A 23749-nucleotide genomic window follows, 5' to 3' on the forward strand; every position below is an offset into this window, starting at 1 on the left:
AAATTTTACTCGCTGCCTCGCCGTATTCGCCCTTGGTTTTTAGATGAAACGGCACATATTTTAAGCCGGAAATTTTCTCAACTACCTTTGGCGTTACGGTTTTGTCGTATTTATAGCAAAACGGGCATGCGTAGCTAAAGACTTTAACTAGCGTGTTTTGCTCGACTGGTAGCGGTTTTTCTAGCTTTACGTAGTCCTCGCCCTCAGTAAACGCGGCTGCGCTAAGGGCGCCAAACATCGCAACGGCTAGAAAGCCTTTGCTAAATTTAGAAAGTAGATTCATGGAATGCTACTTAAAATGATTTCGTTTGCGCTAATTTTATATCCCCCCGCCGCCGCAAAACTCACGCTAAGATAAATTTTAGATTAATTTCATAAAATTTGGGCTAAATTTTAGCGGAAAATATAAAAATTTGAATTATTCTCTAGATTTAAGCTATTTATAATAATAGCGTGATTTTCACGTTAGAAAGATTTACTAAAATTACGGCAACGAAACGATTTATCATTATAAAGGAGAAAATATGAAAAGAACTCTCTCATCATTCGCCCTGGCTGCGGCGTTACTGGGCGGTCTAAGTACGGCAGTGCTTGCTATCGGCGGACCTAGCGGCGCGCACATCGACTACGCCGTCCCGGGCAAGATCGGCGAGGTGGTCGTAAACCCATACGACATCGCGCCTCTAACGGCGGTCATCAAAAACGGCGGATACACGCTATCAAACGCAAAAGTCACTATCGTGCCGAAGCCGGACGGTCAGGTTATCAGCTACAAAGTCGCCGACAAGCATCTGCGCACGCACGGCGGAATCCCTGTTTTCGGACTTTACCCTGACTATCAAAACACCGTCGAGGTCGAGTACGATAAAATTTACAAGGGCCAAACCGAGCATATAAAAGAAACCTATAAAATTTACGCTCCGGCGATCTATTTGGAGAGCTCTGGCATGCCGTCTCAAAAGGGCGCTCTGTTTGATAAAATCGAGGTCGTAAAGGCTCCGAGCGCGAAATTTGCAAACCGCCTTTACTACGTAAATAACTTCGTAAATAAAACCGGCAAAGGCACCAAAGTCGTGTGGAACAACCCGGCAGGCGGCGCGATCGAGTGGAACTATAGCCCGAACAACTTCATCCTAGACACCAAAGGCGAAGTGCGCTGGTACCTGGAGCCGAGTAAAATTTACGACCTCAAGCAGCCTTTTTCCGCGGGCGTCATGATGGGCTTTAAGCAAAACGACGACGGCGCGATGACGTGGGGTTACGGCCAAAGATACGCCAAATACGACATAATGGGCCGCGAAATCTTTAACCGCGAGCTGCCTGCGGGCTACAACGACTTCTCGCACTCCATGGACGTAGCGCAAAACGGACACTACTTCCTCCGTGCGGCAAACGCCAACTATAAGCGCGCCGACGGCAAAAACGTCCGCACCGTGCGCGACGTCATCGTCGAGGTCGATCGCGACGGCAACGTCGTGGATGATTTTAGGCTGTATGAAATCTTAGATCCGTATCGCGACATCGTGTTAAAAACGCTCGATCAGGGTGCTGTGTGCCTAAATATCGACGCTAGCAAGGCAGGCCACACCGCGAGCACGGACGAGCTAGCCGCGATGGATACGAACGAAAAATGGGGCGACATCGTGGGCTCGGGCCCCGGACGCAACTGGGCGCACGTAAATAGCGTGGATTATGATCCAAGCGACGATAGCATCATCATCTCCAGCCGCCACCAAGACGCCGTTATCAAGATCGGCCGCGACAAAAAAGTCAAATGGATAATGGGCGCGCACAAAGGCTGGAAGGATCAGTTTAAGGGCTTCCTGCTCCAGCCTGTAGATAAAGACGGCAAAAAGATCGTCTGCGAGGACGAATACTCAAAATGCCCGGGCTACGAGAGCGAAACGGGCGGATTTGACTGGCAGTGGACGCAGCATACGGCATTTCGCATCGACAGCAAGTCTAAAAAAGGCGTAGTGTATCTCACCGTCTTTGACAACGGCGACACTCGCGGTATGGAGCAGCCTGCGATGGCGGGTATGAAATACTCCCGCGCGGTCGTTTATAAAATCGACGAAAAAGCTAAAACCGTCGAGCAAGTCTGGGAGTACGGCAAACAGCGCGGCAGCGAGTGGTACAGCTCTGTTACTTCGCTAGCGCAATATCAAGACGACCTAGATAGCGTGATGGTTTACTCTGCAGTTGCCGGCATGCAGTTTGACATCGCCAAAGGCCGCCCGGTCGGCGTGCCTAGCCCTCACATCAACGAGTTTGAATGGGGCGCAAAAGAGCCGTCAATCGAAATCAAAATGACCAATGCGATGGGCTATCAGGCGTTTCCGTTTAGCCTAGAAAAGGCGTTTGAGAAATAAAATTTAGCGGCTCCCGGCCGGTGCGCTTCGGGGACGCTTTTTGGTAAATTTGGATTTTTGCGCTTGCGGCTCGGTTAAATTTGACGGGCCGCAGGCTTTAAATTTGGTTTTAAATTTACATCAAATTTGACGCTCGCTTGCACCGCGTGGATACGGCAAATTTGACTGCTAAAAAGGTAAAATTTAGGCTCGCGTTTCCATCCTTTGCGCTAGTCTAAATCTTACCTTTTCCTGCCAAGCGTTTGGGAAAATAGGACTCCGAAAGACAATAGCAACGCCCGAACGCTTGGATTTTTACTGCTGCTTAAATTTACCCGTTTGCTTCACAAATTTTGCTTTGAATTTTCAAATTTACATCCTTGTTGCCGTAAAACCGATATAATCAACAAAAACGGCGGAGGCGAAAATGCAAAAATTTGTCGAGCAAAAATTTATCGGCGAGCGCGCTATGTTTGGCGTAAAGGACGCGGAGTTTGAGCGGTGCGGGTTTGCGGCGGGCGAGTCGCCGCTAAAGCACGGGCAAAATTTGCACCTAAAAAACTGCATTTTCGAGTGGAAATATCCACTGTGGTACACCAAAAACGTCGCCGTGGAGGACGGGTTTTTGATGCAGACGGCGCGCGCGGGCATATGGTACGCGCAGGAGGTTAGCTTTAAAGATACGCTAATCCAAGCGCCAAAATCCTTTCGCAGATGCCAAAATGTGAGGCTAGAAAACGTAAATTTGACCCAGGCCGAGGAGACGCTGTGGAGCTGTAAGGACGTAGAGATAAAAAACGTCTGCGCGCGAGGGGATTATTTTGCGATGAACTGCGCAAACGTGCGCGTTTACGGGCTAAATTTAGACGGGAACTACGGCTTTGACGGCTGCAAAAATCTGCTCGTCGAGGATAGCAAACTGCTTAGCAAAGACGCCTTTTGGAACTGCGAGAACGTGACCGTGCGAAATAGCTTTATAAGCGGCGAATACCTCGCGTGGAACAGCAAAAACGTGACCTTTGAAAACTGCGTGATAGAAAGCTTACAAGGGCTTTGCTACGTGCAAAATCTCGTGCTGCGAGGCTGCCAGACACTAGATACGACGCTAGCCTTTGAGTACTCAAGCGTGGACGCTGAAATTTTAGGCGGCATAGCTAGCGTGAAAAACCCGCTCTCAGGCGCGATAAGAGCAAGCGAGATAGGCGAAATTATAATGGACGAGGAGTGCGTGGATCCGGCCGCTACTAGGATAATTTTAGAAAAATAGCGGTTTTTGCCGACTCGTATTTTTCACTTATACTTATGCTTGCGGTCGCAACTGCAAACGTAAGGAAATATCGTCCAAACTCGGTTGCTACTATCGGTTGCTACTATATGTATCCTGCTGGGCCAATTTCCGCTTCGTATACTTATTGCGAGCATAAGCGTAAAGTAAAAATTAAAATGCTTCGCTATATTGTTTTTTATTTAAATTTTGAAGTCAAATTTGGATTAAAAGTTTGCGGTCAAATTTGAGATTTAAGCCGTTTTTGGTTTAAATCGCCCCTTTAAACTAAAGAATTAAATTATTTAAATAAGGAAAAAATATGTCGTTTTTTGAAAAATTAAAGCTAGCTTTTTACACGATTTGTCGCCCCGAAAAGCTTATTTCTTTTAGGCTAGCAAAGCCCGATCCGCGCTACACGCGCGAAGCGAATTTTACCCTAAAATACGGCGTCCTTCGCACCCATCAAAATATGAACGCCGTCACGATCGCCTACGACCGTCTGTGCGAACAATATGCAGGTTTTAAGCCGCTTTTTATCATCGAAAACGCTCCGCAGTGCGAATACACGAATATGCACGCAAGCTCTAGTTTCGACGTGCTGGACGAGGAGGAGTATAATGCGCAAAATCCTGACGCGCGCGACTTTCCGGCCGCGGAGTTTCGTTTGATGCTGGACACCCTAAACAATCCCGAGTATAAGGCTGAAGTGAGCGAATTTTACGGTAAATTTAGCCTAAACTACCCGCATAAACTAAAAGCGCTAGAGTACATAAATACCCGCGACTACGACGCTCTTGACGAGGATATCGACGTTTATTTGTGCCCTTGCGAGCGCAGTACGGACGTATTTGCGCGGATGATACAGGGGTATTTTGCGGATGATTTTGAACCTGAGCAGACGTATGCGTTTATCTTGATGATGAACGAGCGATTCGGGTTTGAGTTTATCGGTATCGGCGCGACGTTAATGCTATTTTATCGCCGCGAAAATTTAAGCGATGCCATGGCCGAGGAACTACTGCAAGAACTGGCTAAAATTTACGATACGCCTTACGAAGCGATCAAAAAAGCCCTGTGGCATAGTGCGTTTGGCTCTCGTAAGACGCTCGTGCTTCCTTTTGCCGAAAATATCGAAGATACCGTAGTGGATGAGCTGTAAGATCGGAGTAAATTTTGCCTCGCAAGCTTAAAATTTTAAGCCAAAATCTTAAACATTACAAAATTTTAAAGAAATTTTAGCTACACTCAGCAAATTTTATAAAAAAGGATACTAAATGAACCCTTCCGAATTTATCTGGATGGATGGAAAATTAGTCAAATGGGAGGATGCTAAAGTCCACGTTTTAACCCACTCGCTTCACTATGCAAACGCCGTATTTGAGGGTACAAGAGCCTATATGACGGATAAAGGCTTAGCGATATTTCGCCTAAGCGACCACACAGCGCGCCTGCTAAAATCAGCCAAAATGACTATCCTAAACGTCAAATACACGCAAAAAGAGCTCGAAGACGCACAGGTCGAGCTACTTCGCGCAAACAAATTTAAATCAAACGTATATCTGCGCCCGATCGTTTATCTAGGTTACGGCATCATGGGTCTAGCCCACACAAAAGCTCCCGTAAATACGGCGATCGCCGCATGGGAGTGGGGTGCATATCTAGGCGAAGAGGGGCTTAAAAAAGGCATCCGCGTGAAAATTTCAAGCTTTGCTAAACTAAACGTCGGCGGTCAAATGAGCCGCGCGAAATCAAGCTCGAACTACCTCTGCTCGCAAATGGCAAACTACGAGGCCAAAGAGGCGGGCTACGACGAGGCGTTGCTGCTTGATAGCGAGGGCTACATCTCCGAGGGACCGGGCGAGTGCTTTTTCATCGTGGAAGACGGCGCGCTCATCACTCCTCCAAACGATAGCAGCCTAGCTAGCATCACGCAAGACACCGTCATCAAAATCGCTCGCGATCTAGGCATCGAAGTACGCAGAGAGCGCATCACTCGCGACCGCGCATACACTGCGGACGAGGCGTTTTTCACGGGTACGGCGGCCGAGGTCACTCCGATAAGCAATATCGACAACCGCGTTATCGGCGCGGGCGAGCGCGGAGCGGTAACTAAACGCCTACAGGATGCGTATTTTGACGTAGTTTACGGACGCAATCCAAAATACGCCTCTATGCTAACTTACATTTAAGGAACAAAATGCCGGCAGATTTGAACGATTATTTTAATAAAAAAAGAGGCTCAAGCGGCGGCGGAGACGATAACGGCGGCGATAGCAAAGGCCCAAAAGTAAATTTTAAAACGCCTGATTTTAAAGGATTTGGCAAAATTTCGGCCTTTGCCTACGTCATCATCGCGCTCGTGGCCGTGATCGCGCTCACGCAGCCTTTCGTCACGATAAACTCGGGCGAAGTGGGCATCAAGTCAAATTTGGGTAAATACGACCCGTCTCCGATGCAGCCGGGACTACACTTCTTTATTCCGTTTTTGCAAAAAGTCATCGTAGTCGATACGCGCGTTCGCCTCATCAACTACACGTCTGGCGAAGATATGGGCGAGGCTGCGCAAAAGTATGGCGCACAGGCTCAAGCGGGCATCATCCGCAAAAACTCGATCTCCGTTTTGGACGCGAGAAACTTGCCCGTCAGCATCGACATCACCGTGCAGTACCGCCTAAATCCGGAAAATGCGCCTCAAACGATCGCGTCTTGGGGGCTTAGTTGGGAAAACAAGATCGTTGATCCCGTCGTGCGCGACGTCGTGCGCAGTATCGCGGGTAAATACACCGCCGAGGAGCTTCCGACGAAGCGAAACGACCTAGCCACGGCTATCGACGAGGGTATCCGCAAGGATATCGACGCTCAGCCGAATAAACCAGTCGAGCTACTAACCGTACAACTGCGCGAGATCATCCTGCCTGAAAAGGTAAAAGAGCAGATCGAGCGCGTACAAATCGCTAAACAAGAGGCTGAACGAACCAAATACGAAGTAGAGCGCGCAAATCAAGAGGCGCTTAAAAAAGCGGCCCTCGCAGAAGGTACGGCAAAGGCCGCTATCATCGAAGCTCAGGGTCGCGCGGACGCCGCTAAGATCGAAGCCGACGCGCAGGCATACGCAAACAAAGAGGTCGCAAAAAGCCTCGATCATAATTTGCTAAATTTAAAGCAGATCGAAACGCAGGCCAAATTTAACGAGGCGTTGCGCGAAAATAAAGACGCGAAGATATTCTTAACGCCTGGTGGAGCGGTGCCGAATATCTGGGTGGATACGAAGGATAAAGAGAAGCAAAGCGCGATAACGCAATAATTTTTGTTTGGAGCGACTCGCCTTTTTTACGCTTTGCGGGCGAACGCTTTTTGCGAGGTCGGCTAAATTTAGTTTGGATGGCTTTGCTTCGTTGCCGTTTGTAATCGCAAGCAAAGTCAGGTCCGCCGCTAAATTTACCTGAGTAACTCCAAAATCATCTCGAAACAGGTGTAGTTTTTTGCGAAGCGAAATATTTTTGCAAAAAACTTCGCCTTTTTATGCTCAAATTTGAAGTCAAATTTGAGCTTTAAATTTTGCCCGTGCGCCGAGCCAAACCCGTAGCCGAAAGGAAATAAAAATGAAAATAGATTGGGAAAAAGTGGGCGGCCTTTTGCCTGCCGTCGTTCAAGAAAGCTCGAGCGGCGAGGTTTTGATGCTTGCTTATATGAACGAAGAGGCGCTAAATTTGAGCCTAAAAACCGGCTTTGCACACTATTTTTCGCGCACGAAAAACCGTATCTGGAAAAAGGGCGAGGAGAGCGGAAATACGCAGGCCATAGATGAGATTTTCCTAGACTGCGACAACGACACTATACTGCTCAAAGTCGTTCAAAACGGCGGCATAGCCTGCCACACCGGCGCAAAATCGTGCTTTTTTAGAAAAATTTCGGGAGACGGCGGCGAGTCAAATTTAGCTAGCGTTGACGGGCAAAATTTGACGCGAGAGCAAAATTTAAATCAAGCCAAAAAGCCGATCTACGGCATAATCGACGAGGTTTATCACGCGATATTAGACCGCAAGCTAAACGCCGATCCGCAGACCTCGTACGTCGCGAGCTTGTTTAAAAAAGGCGAAAACGCGATCCTAAAAAAGGTAGGAGAGGAGGCTACGGAGCTAGTGATGGCGTGTAAGGACGCCTCGGTGCGCAAAAATGAAACTGCACAGTTTAACTCTGCCGCAAACGGCGGTCAAATTTCGTCAAATTTAACCCAAAACGAAAATTTTGCTAAAATTTCAAACGAAAATGCCGCAAACCAAAACAGCCAAACCGAGACGTCTCAAAACCTAAAGCTAAAAACACCGACCGAGGAGATCGTCTACGAGGCGGCGGATCTATGTTTTCACTCGCTAGTGGCGCTGGCGCTGCACGGAGTGCACCCAGACCGCATCAAGGCCGAGCTCGCGCGCCGTTTCGGACTAAGCGGTATCGAGGAAAAAAACTCGCGAAAAGGTTAGGGCGGTCAAATTTGGCACGCTTTGTGCAGGAGGATTTTAAATTTGGCTCGCCGCAAGGCAAACGAAGCAAAGAGGCAAGATGATAAACGAACTAAAACAAGGCTTAAATTTCTATCTGACGCACCTTGGCTGGGTGGATTTTGCCGCCTATATCTGGATGTTTTTGACCTTTTTAGCGCTTGTTTCGCTTTGCATTTACGTCGCGTCAAAGTCCTTTTTCGCGGGCTTTGCGCTGATGATCGTTACTATCGCGGGGCTTGGATGCGGGGCGTATTTTATGCCTAAGCTTTTAGATGAAAATTTGCGAACCCGCTCGCTCGAGCTAGTCTCAACCAAGCAGCTTGAGTACTCAAACACGTTGCTTGTGGATCTGCGCCTCACAAATCTCTCCAAAAAACCGTTTAACTACTGCGAAATCGGGCTTAGCTTTTACAAAAACTCGGGCAATACGCTGCGCCGATACGCAAACGAGCTAAAGCCGTTTTTGAGAGAAAATATCGTGCTAAAAGACGCGCTAGACATAAACGCGACGCGCGAGATCACGCACGTGGTAAATAACTTTCGCGCGCAGGACTACAACGTAACGACAAGTTCGGAGTGCTTTTGATGGAAGGGTATTTTAACATATTTCACCTCATCGTGCTTGCGGTTTTGGCGCTACTATCGGTACTTTTCGCGCTTATCGCCCGCGGCGAGAAAAATCCTAAATTTTTTAAAATTTACATCGCGATAAACGTAATAGCGACGCTGACGCTTGGATATTTTTTCATGATGATCGTGGATAAATACACCAAAAAGGCCGTGCTGACGGAGTTTTCCGGCCACCGCGTGCTAAGAAACGAAACTATCGTGTTTAAGGGCTCGCTGCGAAATACGGGCGAGTTTAGCATCGCAAACTGCGATCTGACCGTCAAACTCATCAACAACCCCGTGAGTAAGGACACGATCGCGGGCTCCATCTTTAAGCCTAGCGGACTATCGCTATTTTCGCGCGGCGAGGAGCGCTCAAACGTCGCGGAGATCACCGCTAGCGTCGCTAAAAATATCGCGCCGAAGCAGATACGAAATTTTAGCCTCTCGATGCCGTATCCGTCGTACTTTGCTAATACCCAAACGATAACGAAGCTCGAGTGCAGATAGGGCGCGGGCAAATTTACTCGAATGCGATATAAAAACCTCCAAAGGAGCTTTTTGTTGAAGGTAGGTATAAACACAAAAATCACGATCTTGTCGATGTTCTTAAAAATAACAAGCGTAGAAATAAAAAATAAACATATATAGTCCGTTCAAAAATTCCGAAAAAGAAATTTAGAGAAATTTTATAGTGTTTTTAGCTCGATATGGAAGTGGTATAAATAGCGGAGTTTATTAAAATTTCATAAAAAAAATCGATAAAATAGCCAAAAATATCAGAATTTTATGGCCGGAGTGCATGATAAAATATTTAATTTTAGAATAGATTTCTGGCTCGTATGCCTACTTGGTTAAAAACTTACTACTTTATAACATTTCTTGGCTTGTGGTTGCTAGTAAAACGGCATACTAAAGTGCGACGTTCAAGTTTGTTTATATAGCCTAAAACTATTTTGCAAATGAATTGATGCCGATGTCGCCTAGATGTAGCGACTTTAATGACCCGCTATCTATTCTGATTACCGGAAGGCTTACGATGGTTTGTTGGATTGCGGAGATGAGGTTATAGTGACACAAAGAACTCAAAGAATAATTTAATTGCGATGCGCTTACCGTTTGTTAAGACGAAGCTAGAAGGATAGCGAAGTAGAGGTTAGATGTAATAACGGTAATATGTTAAATAGATTATTATATTCGCTTAACTGATCTTAATTTTAAAAATTTTATGAAAATAGAAAGGGCGAAGACCGCCCCTTGAAGTATAAAGTGTGATTATTTTGCGCTTTTGCAGCAGCCGCATGTGCAGCCCATAACTTTATAGATGATAGCTCCGATGATCGCTCCAACGATAGGCGCAACCCAGAAAAGCCAAAGCTGCTCTAATGCCCAACCGCCCTGAAATATCGCAACGCCGGTTGAACGAGCTGGGTTAACTGATGTGTTTGTGATAGGTATCGAGATAAGGTGGATAAGTGTCAAACCAAGGCCAATAGCGATCGGTGCAAAGCCTTTTGGCGCACGCTCATCAGTCGCACCTAAGATGATGATAAGGAAAAACGCAGTTAAAACCACCTCAGCAACTAGCGCTGAAACTAGACTGTAGCCATTTGGTGAGTGCTCGCCGTATCCGTTGCTAGCAAAACCACTCGCAGTAGCGTCAAATCCAGCCTTACCTGAAGCGATAAGATATAGCACGGCAGCAGCTGCGATCGCTCCGATAACTTGTGCGATGACGTAAGGCACGAAGTCTTTTTTGTCAAATCTTCCGCCAACTAGTAGGCCAACTGATACAGCTGGATTGAAGTGGCCGCCGCTGATGTGACCAACTGCATAAGCCATCGTAAGAACCGTAAGGCCAAACGCTAGCGAAACTCCGACAAATCCGATACCAAGCTCTGGGAAAGCCGCTGCAAATACTGCACTGCCGCAACCTCCAAAAACTAACCAAAATGTACCAAAAAACTCAGCTAAATATTTTTTCATCTCTTCCCTTTTAGGTAAATTTAAAAGCGCGCGATTTTAGCATAAATTTGTAACTTTGCAAAATATTTTATAGTCTAAATCTTATAACATAATGTCTCATGGAGCGTTTTGGTATTTGTTCCGGTTGTTTAGCTCGCGTCTCGGATTTGCTAAAAACTTAACGGTATCGATATCAAGATTCTCCGAGCTTGACGTGCGGCACCTAGCGTAAGCGCATATTTTTTACATTTTTGCTGTTCTCTACGTACCGTTAAACCGATATTTGCATATCTATTAGTTATCATCTAAGTTGTTAAATTTTACTCATAGACCACGATCTGTATGCCGTCCGGAAAGAGCGTATTTGCTAAAACCGTCGCTGTTTTTCTCATAATTCAAAGCAAAAAGTATCCTTAAATATAAGCCTTTAAAATCAAAACAAAAATTAAAAACGCGAAGAATTATCTTGAACTAAATTGCGATAAGAGCCGGGTTGATCGTAAAAAGCTTCTAGACATTAAGTGTTGGGGCTTTATTTTCCGCAATCAAGCCCGTAGTCATTTGACGGTTTTTTACGCTTATCGCTGAATGCGGCGGAAATATAGCCGCAGTTGTATGGTAAATATTAAAAAGTCGCATGGGTGACCGAAAATACTTTTAATCCAAAATCGTTAATCGCCCCTCGACGTCTTGCCTAACGGCTTTATGCGAATTTAAATACTCAGCCAAGATATCCAAACAAGAAGTGGAAATCATCTTAGGAGCGCCGAAATTTTTCACGTGCTCAAAACTGACGCCAAAAAAGCTTTCAAGGTTACAGTAATGATAATTTTGCAAACCGACCGTAAAAATACCGTCATCGGGCATTTCTACCCCTGATAAGTTAGACTTACGATTTCTCGGCGGGAGCGGGAATAGGCGAGTTTTAGCCCCTGCGATAACTGATAAAATTCCGTTGTTCCCAAAAAGGCGTCGTCTCGCAGTAGATAGCACATCATTTGGCGAAAGGTTCGGCCGTCCGCTCTGAGCATATAAACGCCGTCATCATAAGGAAAAATTTCGGCCAAGCCCCCATACTCTACGATCGGCCCTAGCTTTTCGCCCCGAATACTGCCTGAGCCAAGCAACATAATATCTATGCCTAGGCTGTTTTTGAAAATATCGGCAAACAAATTTCCCAAAGCCGTTTCGGTGTTGCGCTGCGGGTGCGTTAGCGGACAGCTAAAACGAGTGATGACGCGAGTATATTTTTGATCGGTTACGCTCTTATATTTTCGAATCAAATTCTCTATTTGTTCGTCGACCGGGCAGTACTTGTCGTTTATTGGGATGCACTGCCATTTGTAGCTTTCGATGCTGTTGGTGTCGGTATTTACCACGATATCAAATCGACCGATCTGGTCGGTACCGACGCCCGCTTGGGCGATCAAAATATCGTTTACGACGTAAGGCTGCTCCATCAAGGTATGAGAATGCCCTCCGATAATCAGATCGACGCCCCATTCGGGTCGTAGCATGGCGGCTAGCTCTTTATCTGATTCAAAACCGATATGGGTCAGCAAAACCGTAAAATCTATATCGATTCGGTTGTATGTGTTGCAGATTCACCCGACCTCTTGTGCCGCCTTTTCGATTCCGATGAAAGAACCGATCAGGTGGTCTTGCTTGGCCTGCGCCAAAACCGCATCGGTAATGATACCGATAAAAAGGATTTTCATGCCGTCAAGCTCCATGATGTAGCAAGGCGGAAATAGACGGGCGTGATTGGTTTTGATAAACAAATTTGCGTTTATGATTGGAAACTGGGCGCACTTTTCAATAAAAAGCAAATGTGGAATACCGTAATCTAGCTCGTGATTGCCTACCGTAGCAATATCGGGCGCCAGGGCGTTCATGATCTCGATCGTAAAAATCCCTTTGTACTCCGAATCGATAATCGAGCCTCGAAACATATCACCGGCAATAGCGTAGATAACGTTTTTCTCTGTTTGGCGGACTTGATTTATATAGCCGGACAGCATAGAGACGCCGCCTACTAGCTTGTCGTCTATTTGCTCGGCTAAAAAGTCTCCATGCAAATCATTGGAGTGAAGTAGGGTTAGTTTTTTTAAATTTGGCGTGGGATTCATCTGGTCGCCTCCCTAGAGAAAAAAGCGGTAGAAACGAAAAGAATTTTAAGTGGTAAAATAAAATGTTCGCAAACCATAAAACACTCTCCTTATAGAAAATTTTATCGGTTTCTGATTCTTTTTTATTAGATTGCTTTCTTTCATGCGTCTTGCTTAAACTAAAACCGTTTTTGGCAGGAAATTTAAAGTCGCATATTGAACTAAAAATTTCGCAAAAACAATTTTATAGAGTCTTTAGGGCTATTTTTCTAAATTTGACTAGAAGATTGGCTCTGTAAAGGCAAGATATAAAAACTATGATTTTGCAATCTTTTAGTTTATTTTGAGCCGAGCGCAAATTTAAACTCGGCTCAAATTTAAATTTATTTACGATTTTTTATTGTATCTAGCCACTTGCAGCCGTCTTGATCGCCTTCATCGCAAGCCTTCTTAGCGATTCCCTCAATTCTTTTGCAAGTTGCAGTATCACCCAGCTTGCATGCTTTGTATCCATATTCCATCGCTTTGTTATTATCTGCTCTTACGAGGTCTAAAGCATAGAGGCACGTATATGCAAGCCCGTACTCGCAACCTTTGTCAAAAAAATACAACTTTTTTTCCGGATCGTTAGTATATTTTACGGCCTCGTAGCATCCTTGCGCATATCCGTATTCACAAGCTTTTTCGTAAAAATACAGCTGATTTTTCGGATCGTAGTTGTAGGAGCTTGCTATCTGGAAGCAAGCTTCGCCGTCATTTTTTTCTTCACAAGCAGATTTTTGTTTTTCTGAAGCTTCTTTTTTCTCGGTGATACTTGCAATCCGGTTGCAGGCGCTTGTATTTCCAAATTCGCAAGCTTTGTTATAAAAAAACAGCTTTTTTCCAGATCGTTTCTGTAATAAGTATCTGCCAGCTGAATACAATCATAATTGTTCTTTTGTTCGGTACAAAAAAACTCTAGCCTCTTGCTCATGCCGCCTATCTTGTCGCACGCTGGGCCTTTTGGATTGTGTTTGCAAGCCATGGTATAAAGCTCTGTGGCTTTTTTATCGTCTTTCATGCTGTATTTATCGCTTTCATAGAGCGCGGCTAGATTGGCGCAGCCTTCTTTATATTGATCGTAGCAAAGTTTTTCTAAAATTTTCTTGCCCTTTTTGATGTCTTGTTTTTATGCCTACGCCATCCGTATAGAAGTGGCTCAGGATAGCGCACATATCATATATATCTCTATCGCACAATCCTTCATATAGATTAAACGATTTTTTATAATCCTTCTCTATACCCTGACCGTAATAATACATATAGGCAAGATGTATGCAGGAGGTATTGTCTTTTCCGTCATCTTTTTGCGTACTTAAACGACTTCTCATAGTTTTTTTGTCTGTGTGCGATGGAAGCTAGCGTGCCGCAACTTTTAGCATCTTTTGCTTTGCAAGCCGCATCGCGTTTTTCCTCAAGCTCTTTTGGATATCCCTTTTCGCAGCATAGCTGGACCTTGTTTTTTGAATAATCGCAACACTTTTTGTAGTACTCCGTGACCATTTCCGAATCGCAAGGCATGTCTGGGTCCGTATTGTCATAATGCTTCGCGAGTCGTTCGCAAGACAACCAACTTTTCTCTTTCAGGCAACCCTCTTTATCGTAGGCGACGGCCTCTACGGTTTTACCGGCCGATCTTAGTTTGCTCTGCGATTACAGTACTGCTTTCCGCATGAGCGGATATTGCAAGCAATGCAACAAAAAAGATGAAAACTAGTTTATTCATAGCGATCTACTTGTATAAAATTTATTTATCTATTATTATACTGATCTTATTAACCCATTAAGTATTATAGCCTATTATCTTAATTTTAGCAATATATTTTATTTTTTAAGTATTGTTTTAAATTTGGCATTCAAACCCTATATCTAAAACATTTTGTTGAATTTTTATTATAAAATTGGTAGTGTTTTTATAATAAAAATAACCATGTCATTTAATAGTATTTGTGGCGTTCTTGTGAGTCTAGGAGATAAAATCTATTGTATTTGTCGGGCGTGATCTATAGTTTGGTGCTAAAGTTTTTAACTTTTGGGGCGCGATAGATGAAGCGGTTTTAAAACCGACAAAAACGATAGGATAACCTATCACTTTTACGTTTTAATTAAAAATTATAGTGGAAATTCACCATAAACGATCTCTCGTCGCCTAGCCTCGAGCTTGAGCGCCAGTATTTTTTATCAAAGAGATTGTTTATCGCTAGCGTCATTTGCGCATGCTCGGTGAAGCTATATCCAGCACTCACGTCCACTCTAGCAAAGCCCGGCAAGTGTTGTTCTTGGATTCTACCGCCGCTAGTAGAGTAGGAGTAGCGTTTGGAGTAACCGGTAACGCCGCTTTCCACGTACCATTTGTCGGCGTTTACGTAGCGTAAAAAGACGTTGTCCTGCCAGCGTGTGGTTTCATTTAGATTAAGCCCTTCGTTTAGCGGGTTTGAGTTGTCTTTAGTAACCTTAGCGTTCGTGTATCCAAGCGAGCTACGTAGGTATAAATTCTCATAAATTTGTCCTAGCACATTTAGCTCGATACCACGGCTACGCTCCTTGCCGCGAACCGCCCAAGTATATGGATCGTTTGTAGGGTCTGGCTGATAGCGGATATTTTTGTGTTCGATCTGAAACACCGCGATGTTTGAGCTAAATTTATTATCCGCCCAAGTGCTTTTTAGTCCGATTTCGTACTGGACGTTGTTTTGCGGTTTTAGATCAAGCTTTGACGTATCTTCGGTGCTGATGCCGATATTGCCTCTACCGCCGTAGGGCGCAAAGCTCTGAGAATACGAGACGTAAGCGGTGTGATCGGTTGCAAAGTCCCATAAAAAGCCGACCCTCGGACTAAATGAGTCGCCGGTGTAGCTGTTTGTTTGGCCTCTTATATTTCTAGTTTTAAATTTATAAAAATCAAATCTACCGCCTAGCATCAATCTATACGTGTCGTCAAGGCTGATTAGATCCTCGAAAAACACGCCGTGATTGATCGCGCGGTGTTTGTTATCGGTCGTGAGCGGCACGTTTCTGTTTGACGTCCAGCTACCCCTAGATGCGTATGGGTCGATATTTTGCGTATGGGTTCTGCTATACCAGAGCCTTGGATGACGCGTCTCCACGCTGTTATCGTAACCGACTGCAATGTTGTGCTTAAATCTCTCGAAATTTAGCTCCTTGGTAAGTGTAAAGGCATTTGAGATAGTTTCGTTATCCGTCTCTTGCTTTGCGTAGTTTTGTCTTAGTCTGTTGCCGCTAACGATACTGCCTGCAAAAAAGTGGTCGAAATTTTGGCTAGCTTTTCTGTATCCAAAAACCCATTTTAAATTTAGCTCTTTTGCTAGCTCGGCATTTAACTCCGTACGGAAAAAATGCAGCCTATCCTCCACGAAGTCGCCCTCGTGAGAAAAGCCCTTTTTGTAGTCGATACCTAGCTTGTCGTAGACGGCCTTGGTCGGAGTTCTATCGGGTACTCTCCAGGCGTTGTCGTACGTATACTGCGCTTCAAAGCTTACGTCGCCGCTTTGGTTTGTTACGATTACGCTAGGACTTATCATAAAATTTTTATATTTTATGCCTTCGCGCCACGATTTACCGTGCTCGCCGTCGGTAGTTAGGCGTACGGCTAGTTGATTATTTACCGCGTGGTTTACATCTGCACCAAGCCCCCATCTGCTCCAGCTGCCGTATCTGCCCGAGACCTTATAAACAGGGGTAAAATTTGCCTTTTTGCTGACTAAATTTACGACCGCGCCGCCGTCGCTCCTGCCGTATAGGATAGAAGCTGGTCCTTTTAAAATCTCGACGCGCTCGACATTTGCCGTACTACGCCTGATCTGACCCGAGTCTCTCACGCCGTCTCTATATATGTCTCCGCCGTCTACGCTAAAGCCTCTTATTTTTATACTCTCGCCGCGCATGTCGTAGCCTGCATCTATGCCTGCGTTTCCTTCAAGTATGCTTGAAAGATCGTTCGTGCCGTAGTTGCGATTTTTTTGGATATCGATGGTTTCGATGGTCTGAGGCGTTTGCTTGTTGCTAAGTCCGTTTCTGTTTACTTCCGCGCTATCATAGGTTATATAGCCTTTAAGGTTATCTTGCTCGGAAATGCCTTCAACTTCGACGCTTGGAAGCATCACCGAGTAGCCGTCCGTCTTTGTGTCTGCAACGACAAAAGTAGCTAAAATAGCGACTGAAGCAAAAATGCTAAGTCTCATTATTCTCCCTTGATTTTAAAATAAAAACAAGGGTATATATCAATAATGCTTAAATAACTATTTGTAAATTATTTATTATATACTAGCTATTGCGTATAGCGCGTTTTTATCGCTTGAGCAGAGGTTGATTTTTAAAATCTGAAAAATAATACATCTTAAATTTGTGATCTTAAAACCTAACGGCACTATTTTTATTTTTTAATGCTCGTGATATTTGCGGGAGAACAATAATTTTTTGAGATTTTATATAAAAACATGTTAAAATTACAAACGGCTTAAATTTTTGCTACATAAATTTTAAATTTGCTACAAACTTTAAGCTATATTTCATGAAAGGAAAATGCGATATAAAATCGTAGAAAACCCGTATTTTAGAGCTTTTTGGTGTCACGGGGGAGACTTGAACTCCCGACCTCCGGCTTATGAGACCAGCGCTCTAACCAGCTGAGCTACCGTGACGTTAAAGTTCGCAATTATATTCAACGTTTGCTTATATATTGATAAAATATTTTCATTTTTGCGCAGTATGGCGCTCGAAATCAAATTTTAAAATTTGATTCGCCAAATTTTGAGCACAAATTTCATCAAATTTAAATCTGTAAAAACCCAAATTTGAAGCAAAACCGCCAAAAACAAAAATTCGCATTTTCAAGATGCGGGTTTTGCCGCTTAAATTTGGCGAGTTCAAATTTGCCAAAATAGGTCAAATTTGAAACGGCAAAGGCCGAATTTACTTGATAAAATAATCCCCGTCAAAGCTAACTAACGAGTATTTGCGCTCGCTGCCGATACTGCTAACTAGCTCGTCCACGTCCAAAAACTCGAGGCTGTCCGCGCCGATATATTTGCATACTTCTTCAGGCGTTTTGTTTGCGCTGATTAGCTCATCGAAGCTCGGAGTATCGATGCCGTAGCGTTCGGGGTATTTTAACTCGGGGCAAGCGACCTTAAAGTGTATCTCTCTCGCGCCCGCGTGACGCAGTAATTCGACGATCTTTTTGGATGTCGTGCCGCGCACGATGCTGTCGTCCACTACGACTACGCTTTTGCCTTTGAGCAGGCTTGCCATCGGATTTAGCTTGAGTTTGACTTTGAGGTTGCGCATCTCTTGAGTCGGCTCGATGAAGGTGCGGCCGACGTAGTGATTTCGCACGATGGCTAGCTCAAACGGTATCCCGCTGGCGTTTGCGTATCCCAGCGCCGCCGGCACGCCGCTATCAGGTACCGGTACGACGAAGTCCGCGCCAATCTTGCTCTTTTTGGCTAGCGTTTCGCCCATTTTTTTGCGTACTTCGTAGACGCTTTTGCCCTCTATGACGCTATCGGGGCGCGCGAAATAAATATACTCAAACGCGCAAACCCTAGGCTCTGGCTCAAAAAGGCGCACGCTCTCAAACTCGCTTTTGCCCTGTTCAAAAACCAGCATCTCGCCCGGCTCCACGTCGCGAACGAAGCTCGCGCCCACCAAATCAAACGCGCACGTCTCGCTAGCTACGATGTAGCCGCCGTCTTTTAGGCGTCCCAGCGAGAGCGGTCTCACGCCCCAGCGGTCGCGTATGGCGAAAATTTTATGGCGCGACTGGATGAGTAGGCAGTAGGCGCCTTTGATCTGTTTTAGAGCGGCGACGATGCGGTCTTGTAGGTGTTCGCTGTGGCTTCTAGCTATGAGGTGGACGATGTTTTCGGTGTCCATGTTGCTCTGAAATATCGCGCCCTCGGCGATCAGAGCTTCTCGGACTTCGTCTTTGTTTACGAGGTTGCCGTTGTGCACGATAGAGACTTGGCCTAGCGAGTAGTTTGCGGCGATGGGCTGGGCATCGGCGGCAGAGTTTTTGCCTGCGGTGGCGTAGCGGTTGTGGCCGATCGCCATATCGCCTTTTAGGCTCTCGAGGTTCGTCTTATCAAAGACTTCGGTAACTAGCCCGCGGCCTTTGACGGTTTCTATACGGCCGTTTTCGCATGCGCTGATGCCGCTTGCTTCTTGGCCTCGGTGTTGCATGGCAAATAGCGCATAATATGCCGTTTTTGCCGCATCTTTAGAATTTATTACTCCAACTATCGCACACATTTTTATCCTTTTTTAGGGGTGTTATCTTTTTACCTTATGCTTCGTTAAAATTTAAATTTCAAGCTCGGTAGACTTCGTGTCTAGCCTATGCTTAAAATTTAAATTTCGCCTCGCCTAAGTCAAAAATATCGCCGCCGATTTTCCGCAATTTTAAAAAATATCAAAATTTAACATAAAAAATAAGGCAAAATATCGCGAAACGAATTTGAAAGTTGCGCAGAAAATTTGGGCGAGGCTAGACGCTCGGTCTGCCGCAAGCCCGAATTTTCAAGCTCTTTCAAAGGCGCTCGCGAGATAAGCCGTTAAATATCACAGCCCCAGGCAATCATCTATCCCGTACAGCCCGCTACCTTGTCCTGCCACCCAAATAGCCGCCTTTATAGCACCCTTGGCAAAAGTCGCGCGGCTAGTTGCGGTGTGATTTAGTTCGATAAACTCGCCCTCGTTGTAAAATCCGACCGTATGCCTGCCTACGACATCGCCGCCTCGCACGGCTAGGATCGCGATCTCGTCCTTGCTGCGAGCCCCGACCATGCCGTCTCTGCCCGTTACTAAAATATCTTTTAGATTTAACCCTCTAGCTGCTGCTACGCGCTCGCCTAGAGTCAGTGCCGTGCCGCTTGGAGCGTCTTTTTTGTGTCTGTGGTGCTGCTCGACGATCTCGGCGTCAAATTCGCGCAATGCTTTTGACGCAAGCGCCGCCAAGCGGTTTAAAACCGCGACGCCAAGGCTCATGTTGGTAGCGTAAAGTATCGGCATCGCTGCGCTTGCTAGCTTTAGCAGGTTCGCGCCGTCCTCGCCAAGACCCGTCGTGCCGATGACTAGCGGTTTTGGGTCAGTGCGGGCGTAGTTTAGCAGATTTATCGCGCCCTCTTTGATCGTAAAGTCGATAACGACGTCGCAGTTTGCAAAAAGCTCGTCAAATTTATCCGTGAGGATGACGCCGTCAGGCAACGCAAAATCAAGCGGCTCTATCGTATAAGCCGCGCTAAGAACTGCGCTAGGCTCGTTTTTTAGGCACTCGATGATCATGCGTCCCATTTTGCCGCTTGCGCCGTGGATTCCTATTTTTACCAAAATTTATCCTTTAAAATTTGGGCTAAATTTAGCATAAATTTCATAAAAAATAAATTTAGCACGGCCGCCGACTTCGCCGCACGCGGGCAAAAATATTAAAAATCGCGCTATATAATCGGCTTTTTAAATTTAAAGGACAACGATGAGAAAAATTTTATTTTTATTTTTAGCCGTTTTTGTGGCGAGCGTTTTGGCTAAACAAGCGCCGGTCGCGCAGGCGGCTAAAATACGGCAAGCGGACGCAAATTTGAGCGCGTTAAATTTGACGGCGAAAGATAAAAACGCGCAAAAGCTAAATTTGACCCAGGATCCAGCTATATCGAGCGGCGAGCTAGCAAACGGGCTAAAATACTACGTCAAGGAAAATAAGCAGCCCGCAAATTCGGCCTATTTTTATCTAGTCGTAAACATCGGTTCGACCGACGAACGCGAAAACGAGCTGGGGCTGGCGCACTTTACCGAGCATATGGCGTTTAACGGCAGCCGCGAGTTTAGCAAAAACGAGCTGGTTAAAAAGCTAGAGAGCCTCGGAGTGGCCTTTGGCGCGGATCTAAACGCACAGACTAGCTACGATCAGACGGGCTATCTGCTAGAAATCCACGTAAACGAGCAAAATTTAAAGGACGTTTTTCGCGTTTTTCGCGACTGGATCGACGGCGTGAGCTTTGACGCGGCCGAGCTGGATAAAGAGCGGGGCATCATCGTCGAAGAGGAGCGCGCTAGAAACACGCCCGCGTATAGATTTTACATTAAAAACCGCGTGCCCGAGCTTTATGGCGATAGCATCTACGCCAAAAGGTCGCCCATCGGCGATATGAATATCGTAAAAAACGTCGACGTAGCGACGATAAAGGGCTTTTACGAGAGGACGTATCAGCCTAGATTTATGAAGTTTATCGCCGTCGGAGACTTTGATAAAAAGCGCATCGAGGAGATGATAAAGCAAAGCTTTAGCTCGGCTAAAAACACGAACGACTACGCGAGTCCTGATAAAACTATTCCTATAAAAAGCGGCTTTAGCGTAAACAACTACGACTCTGCCGAGATCGGGCTAAACTCGCTAAATTTGATCTTTACGCAAAAGTACAAATTTGACGGCGAGATCCAAAGGCTCAGGCAAAATTTGCTCGCAAACTATATCTCAGACCTAGTCGCGATGATATACGAGCAGCGAAATTTAGCTCTGCGCGGGCGATTTTACTCGCCGATCATCGAGGATCAAAACGTGCTTTACGCCTTTGAGATAAACGCCGTGGATGATGATTTTAGCGGCGCGCTTAGCGATCTGGCGAGCGTTTTAAAGGGCGTGGAGAAATTTGGCTTTAGCAAGGCGGACTTTGAAAGCGCGAAAAAAGATTTTATAAACTCGGCTAAAAATGCCTATTTGCAAGCGGGCAACAAACGCTCGAGCGCGGTCGCGGCAGATATCGAGGAGACGACTAGGATCGGCGGAGTGTTGCTTGGCGAAAAAGACCTGCGCGACGTTACTTTGGCGCTGCTTGATGAGATCAGCCTAGATGACGTAAACGCCGAATTTAGGCGGATACTGGCCATCGACGCAAAAAATCTAAACGTAATTAGCGCCAAAGGGGCGAAGCTAAATGAGGCTAAATTTGATCAAATTTGGGCGGAAGCAAAGCCATACGATACGCTGGCTGCAAAGCAGGCAAAGAGCGAGCTTTTCGACTACGGAGCGCTAAAACCTAAAAATTTCGTCTCGAAAAAGCATAACGAAAAGCTTGATTTTTATCTTTACGAGCTACCAAACGGCGCGCGCGTCGCATTTAAGGAGGTAAAAACCAAAAAAGACGTCGTCTGGCTAAGCGCGGTTAGTCGCGGCGGCACGTCGAATTTGCCAAAACCAAAGCAGGGCGCGCTAGCCGTAGAGGTCTCAAACGAGAGCGGGGCGGGGGAGTTTAGCAACTACGATCTGGCTAAAATCCTAAGCGGCAAGCAGCTAAGCTATAGCAAATTTATCGATCAGCTTTCGCAAGGATATAGCGCAAGCTCGGCCAGCGCGGACTTTGAGTGGCTTTTGCGCGCGCTGTTTTTGGAGTTTAGCGAGCCTAGATTTGACGAAAATGCGCTAAAAAAGACAAAAATCAACGAGCTTGAAAAGCTGGAAAAAACCAAAAATCTGCCCGAGCGCAAATTTCACGACGAATTTGCGAGATTTTTTTACGAAAACAACCCTCGAACGAACCCACTCGAGGCCACGGACATAAACGAGCTGCAGATGGAGGACGTAAAAAAGATAGTGAAGGATAAATTTACCAACGCGGCTTCGTATGATTTTATCGTGGTCGGCGATCTAAATTTGACCGCAGCCGAGCCGCTTTTGCAAAAATATCTGGCAAATTTACCGTCGCGCGCACAGCGTGAAGACTTCGTAGATGACGGCGTGAGGACGATTTCTGGCGAGCGGGAGTTTAAGCGAAGCTACCAAACCACGCAGCGAAGCGACGCCGCGATGATAATGAAAAACGAAAACGTGAAGTATTCGCGCCCAGAGTTACTGCGTGTAAACGCCCTATCTGCGGTGCTTTCGATGATGCTGCGCGAGGACGTGCGCGAGGACCGCGGGCAGGTCTACGGCCTGGGCGTGCATATGAATCTCGCAAAATATCCGTACGAAAGCTTCACCGCGCATTTTGGCTTTACGGCGGCGCCTGATAACGTAAACGCCGTGCTGGGCGAGATAAAATCAAACGTCGCCGAGCTAAAAGGTGGCGCGGACATCAAGCGCTATCTGCAAAATTTCAAAAAATCAGCGCTCGTAAAAATGCGCCAATCATACGTTCAGGGCGAGTTTTGGACGCGCGCGCTCATGCGCGAGCTGGTTTTTGGCGATGAGGTTTTGAGCCTGGACGAGTACGAAAAGGCGGTAAATGCGCTCACCGAGCAGGACGTGAAAGACGCGGCGAAGCTCTATCTGGACGAGAAAAATGTCGTGATAAGCGTAAACGATCCCGCCTCGGCGAAGTAAATTTGAGCCTCGGCGGCAAATTTGATTTGCTGCCCGGGCGATGAGTAAAATTTGGCTTTAGATTTGACTAAGGACTGTTAAAATTGAAGCTAAATTTGCCTCTCGCCAAACGAAATTTGAGTTAAACTCGCTCAAATTTAACTCAAATTTTCGCTGATGTTTTTGTTCCCTTGTCGGTTTTATTAATACTAAATTTGACTAGGCAAATAACCTTTATCTACTTTCCACTATAGCCTTTATCTCGTCGGAGGTTAGCCCCTTGTACGGTTTAATTGTGTATTGGGTTGTATTGTTTTTAAAAATTACCTTATCTTTTTTGTCAAATAATATATATTCTATTGCATCCGCTTTTTTATACTCATTTGCCCAAGTTATGAAAGTCCTTACGTCGCTAAAGGTAGAATTTTTCTCGGAGCAGTATTTTTGTAACACGTTTTTTGTTAAATTTTCATATTTTAAGCTATAAGTCCCGTTGTCGTCTATACTATAAGCTAATATGATGCTAAGCGCATATTCATCGTAGCACTCCTCATACGCCTCCTTTAGCTGCTCCTTAGTTGGAGCATTAGGGAGGT

Annotated in this window: 18 protein-coding genes, 1 tRNA gene and 3 pseudogenes; 9 read left to right on the plus strand and 13 right to left on the minus strand. The window is 45.6% G+C overall.

Translation table 11 applies throughout. The features are described 5' to 3' along the window. Window positions 1-283, minus strand: a pseudogene (locus tag Q0394_RS00235) (thiol:disulfide interchange protein); the annotation flags it as partial. A 241-nt stretch (window positions 284-524) separates the two neighbouring features. On the opposite strand from Q0394_RS00235, the gene Q0394_RS00240 reads away from it, so the two are divergent. The 8 genes and pseudogenes from Q0394_RS00240 (at window position 525) to Q0394_RS00275 (ending at window position 9239) form a co-directional block, all read left to right on the plus strand. Continuing rightward, a complete protein-coding gene (locus Q0394_RS00240) occupies window positions 525-2372 on the plus strand; it encodes an aryl-sulfate sulfotransferase (protein ID WP_298944867.1) in 1848 nt (615 codons plus the stop codon). Between the two features lie 406 nt (window positions 2373-2778). Then, window positions 2779-3618: a DUF3737 family protein gene (locus tag Q0394_RS00245; protein ID WP_298944868.1), complete on the plus strand. Its 840-nt coding sequence runs from the start codon at window positions 2779-2781 to the stop codon at window positions 3616-3618. Window positions 3619-3937: 319 nt separating this feature from the next. Continuing rightward, complete coding sequence (locus Q0394_RS00250; RefSeq protein WP_298944869.1) at window positions 3938-4777, plus strand: hypothetical protein; 840 nt, start codon at window positions 3938-3940, stop codon at window positions 4775-4777. 115 nt (window positions 4778-4892) lie between these two features. Then, complete coding sequence (locus Q0394_RS00255) at window positions 4893-5807, plus strand: branched-chain amino acid transaminase (protein ID WP_298944871.1); 915 nt, start codon at window positions 4893-4895, stop codon at window positions 5805-5807. A gap of 8 nt (window positions 5808-5815) precedes the next feature. After that, on the plus strand, window positions 5816-6922 hold the full coding sequence (locus Q0394_RS00260) for an SPFH domain-containing protein (protein ID WP_298944873.1): 1107 nt from the start codon (window positions 5816-5818) through the stop codon (window positions 6920-6922). A 283-nt stretch (window positions 6923-7205) separates the two neighbouring features. Next, window positions 7206-8099: pseudogene (hisIE, locus tag Q0394_RS00265) on the plus strand (bifunctional phosphoribosyl-AMP cyclohydrolase/phosphoribosyl-ATP diphosphatase HisIE); the annotation flags it as partial. 79 nt (window positions 8100-8178) lie between these two features. After that, entirely contained in the window at window positions 8179-8706 is a 528-nt protein-coding gene (locus tag Q0394_RS00270) for a DUF2393 family protein (RefSeq protein WP_002949284.1), read from the plus strand. Then, entirely contained in the window at window positions 8706-9239 is a 534-nt protein-coding gene (locus tag Q0394_RS00275) for a DUF2393 family protein (RefSeq protein ID WP_298944875.1), read from the plus strand. Before Q0394_RS00270 ends, Q0394_RS00275 begins: the two co-directional genes overlap by 1 nt. A gap of 765 nt (window positions 9240-10004) precedes the next feature. Here Q0394_RS00275 and aqpZ read toward each other — a convergent pair. The 11 genes from aqpZ to dapB form a co-directional block, all read right to left on the minus strand. Then, window positions 10005-10715 (minus strand): aquaporin Z, encoded by a 711-nt coding sequence (aqpZ, locus tag Q0394_RS00280; protein WP_002949277.1) that lies wholly within the window; start codon window positions 10713-10715, stop codon window positions 10005-10007. 636 nt (window positions 10716-11351) lie between these two features. Then, a complete protein-coding gene (locus tag Q0394_RS00285; RefSeq protein WP_298790062.1) occupies window positions 11352-11561 on the minus strand; it encodes a hypothetical protein in 210 nt (69 codons plus the stop codon). Window positions 11562-11563: 2 nt separating this feature from the next. Then, a complete protein-coding gene (locus Q0394_RS00290; protein ID WP_298944877.1) occupies window positions 11564-12211 on the minus strand; it encodes a 5'-nucleotidase C-terminal domain-containing protein in 648 nt (215 codons plus the stop codon). 87 nt (window positions 12212-12298) lie between these two features. Further along, window positions 12299-12823: a metallophosphoesterase gene (locus Q0394_RS00295; RefSeq protein WP_298944879.1), complete on the minus strand. Its 525-nt coding sequence runs from the start codon at window positions 12821-12823 to the stop codon at window positions 12299-12301. Between the two features lie 362 nt (window positions 12824-13185). After that, entirely contained in the window at window positions 13186-13725 is a 540-nt protein-coding gene (locus tag Q0394_RS00300) for a hypothetical protein (protein ID WP_298791945.1), read from the minus strand. A gap of 186 nt (window positions 13726-13911) precedes the next feature. Then, entirely contained in the window at window positions 13912-14172 is a 261-nt protein-coding gene (locus Q0394_RS11930; RefSeq protein ID WP_366115465.1) for a hypothetical protein, read from the minus strand. Then, complete coding sequence (locus tag Q0394_RS00305) at window positions 14141-14362, minus strand: hypothetical protein (RefSeq protein ID WP_298944881.1); 222 nt, start codon at window positions 14360-14362, stop codon at window positions 14141-14143. The genes Q0394_RS11930 and Q0394_RS00305 overlap by 32 nt, the downstream gene beginning before the upstream one ends. Window positions 14363-14946: 584 nt before the next feature. Next, window positions 14947-17043: a TonB-dependent receptor gene (locus Q0394_RS00310; protein ID WP_298944883.1), complete on the minus strand. Its 2097-nt coding sequence runs from the start codon at window positions 17041-17043 to the stop codon at window positions 14947-14949. 382 nt (window positions 17044-17425) lie between these two features. Then, window positions 17426-17502, minus strand: a tRNA-Met gene (locus tag Q0394_RS00315). Window positions 17503-17773: 271 nt separating this feature from the next. Continuing rightward, the gene (purF, locus tag Q0394_RS00320; protein ID WP_297939211.1) at window positions 17774-19111 is read right to left on the minus strand and encodes an amidophosphoribosyltransferase; all 1338 of its coding nucleotides are present in this window, start codon (window positions 19109-19111) and stop codon (window positions 17774-17776) included. Window positions 19112-19420: 309 nt separating this feature from the next. Then, a complete protein-coding gene (gene dapB / locus Q0394_RS00325; protein ID WP_298944886.1) occupies window positions 19421-20188 on the minus strand; it encodes a 4-hydroxy-tetrahydrodipicolinate reductase in 768 nt (255 codons plus the stop codon). 142 nt (window positions 20189-20330) lie between these two features. On the opposite strand from dapB, the gene Q0394_RS00330 reads away from it, so the two are divergent. Continuing rightward, complete coding sequence (locus Q0394_RS00330; protein WP_298944887.1) at window positions 20331-23174, plus strand: M16 family metallopeptidase; 2844 nt, start codon at window positions 20331-20333, stop codon at window positions 23172-23174. 213 nt (window positions 23175-23387) lie between these two features. Here Q0394_RS00330 and Q0394_RS00335 read toward each other — a convergent pair. Then, window positions 23388-23749, minus strand: a pseudogene (locus Q0394_RS00335) (ankyrin repeat domain-containing protein); the annotation flags it as partial.

The organism is uncultured Campylobacter sp. (assembly GCF_938039205.1).
Taxonomy (GTDB): Bacteria; Campylobacterota; Campylobacteria; order Campylobacterales; family Campylobacteraceae; genus Campylobacter_A.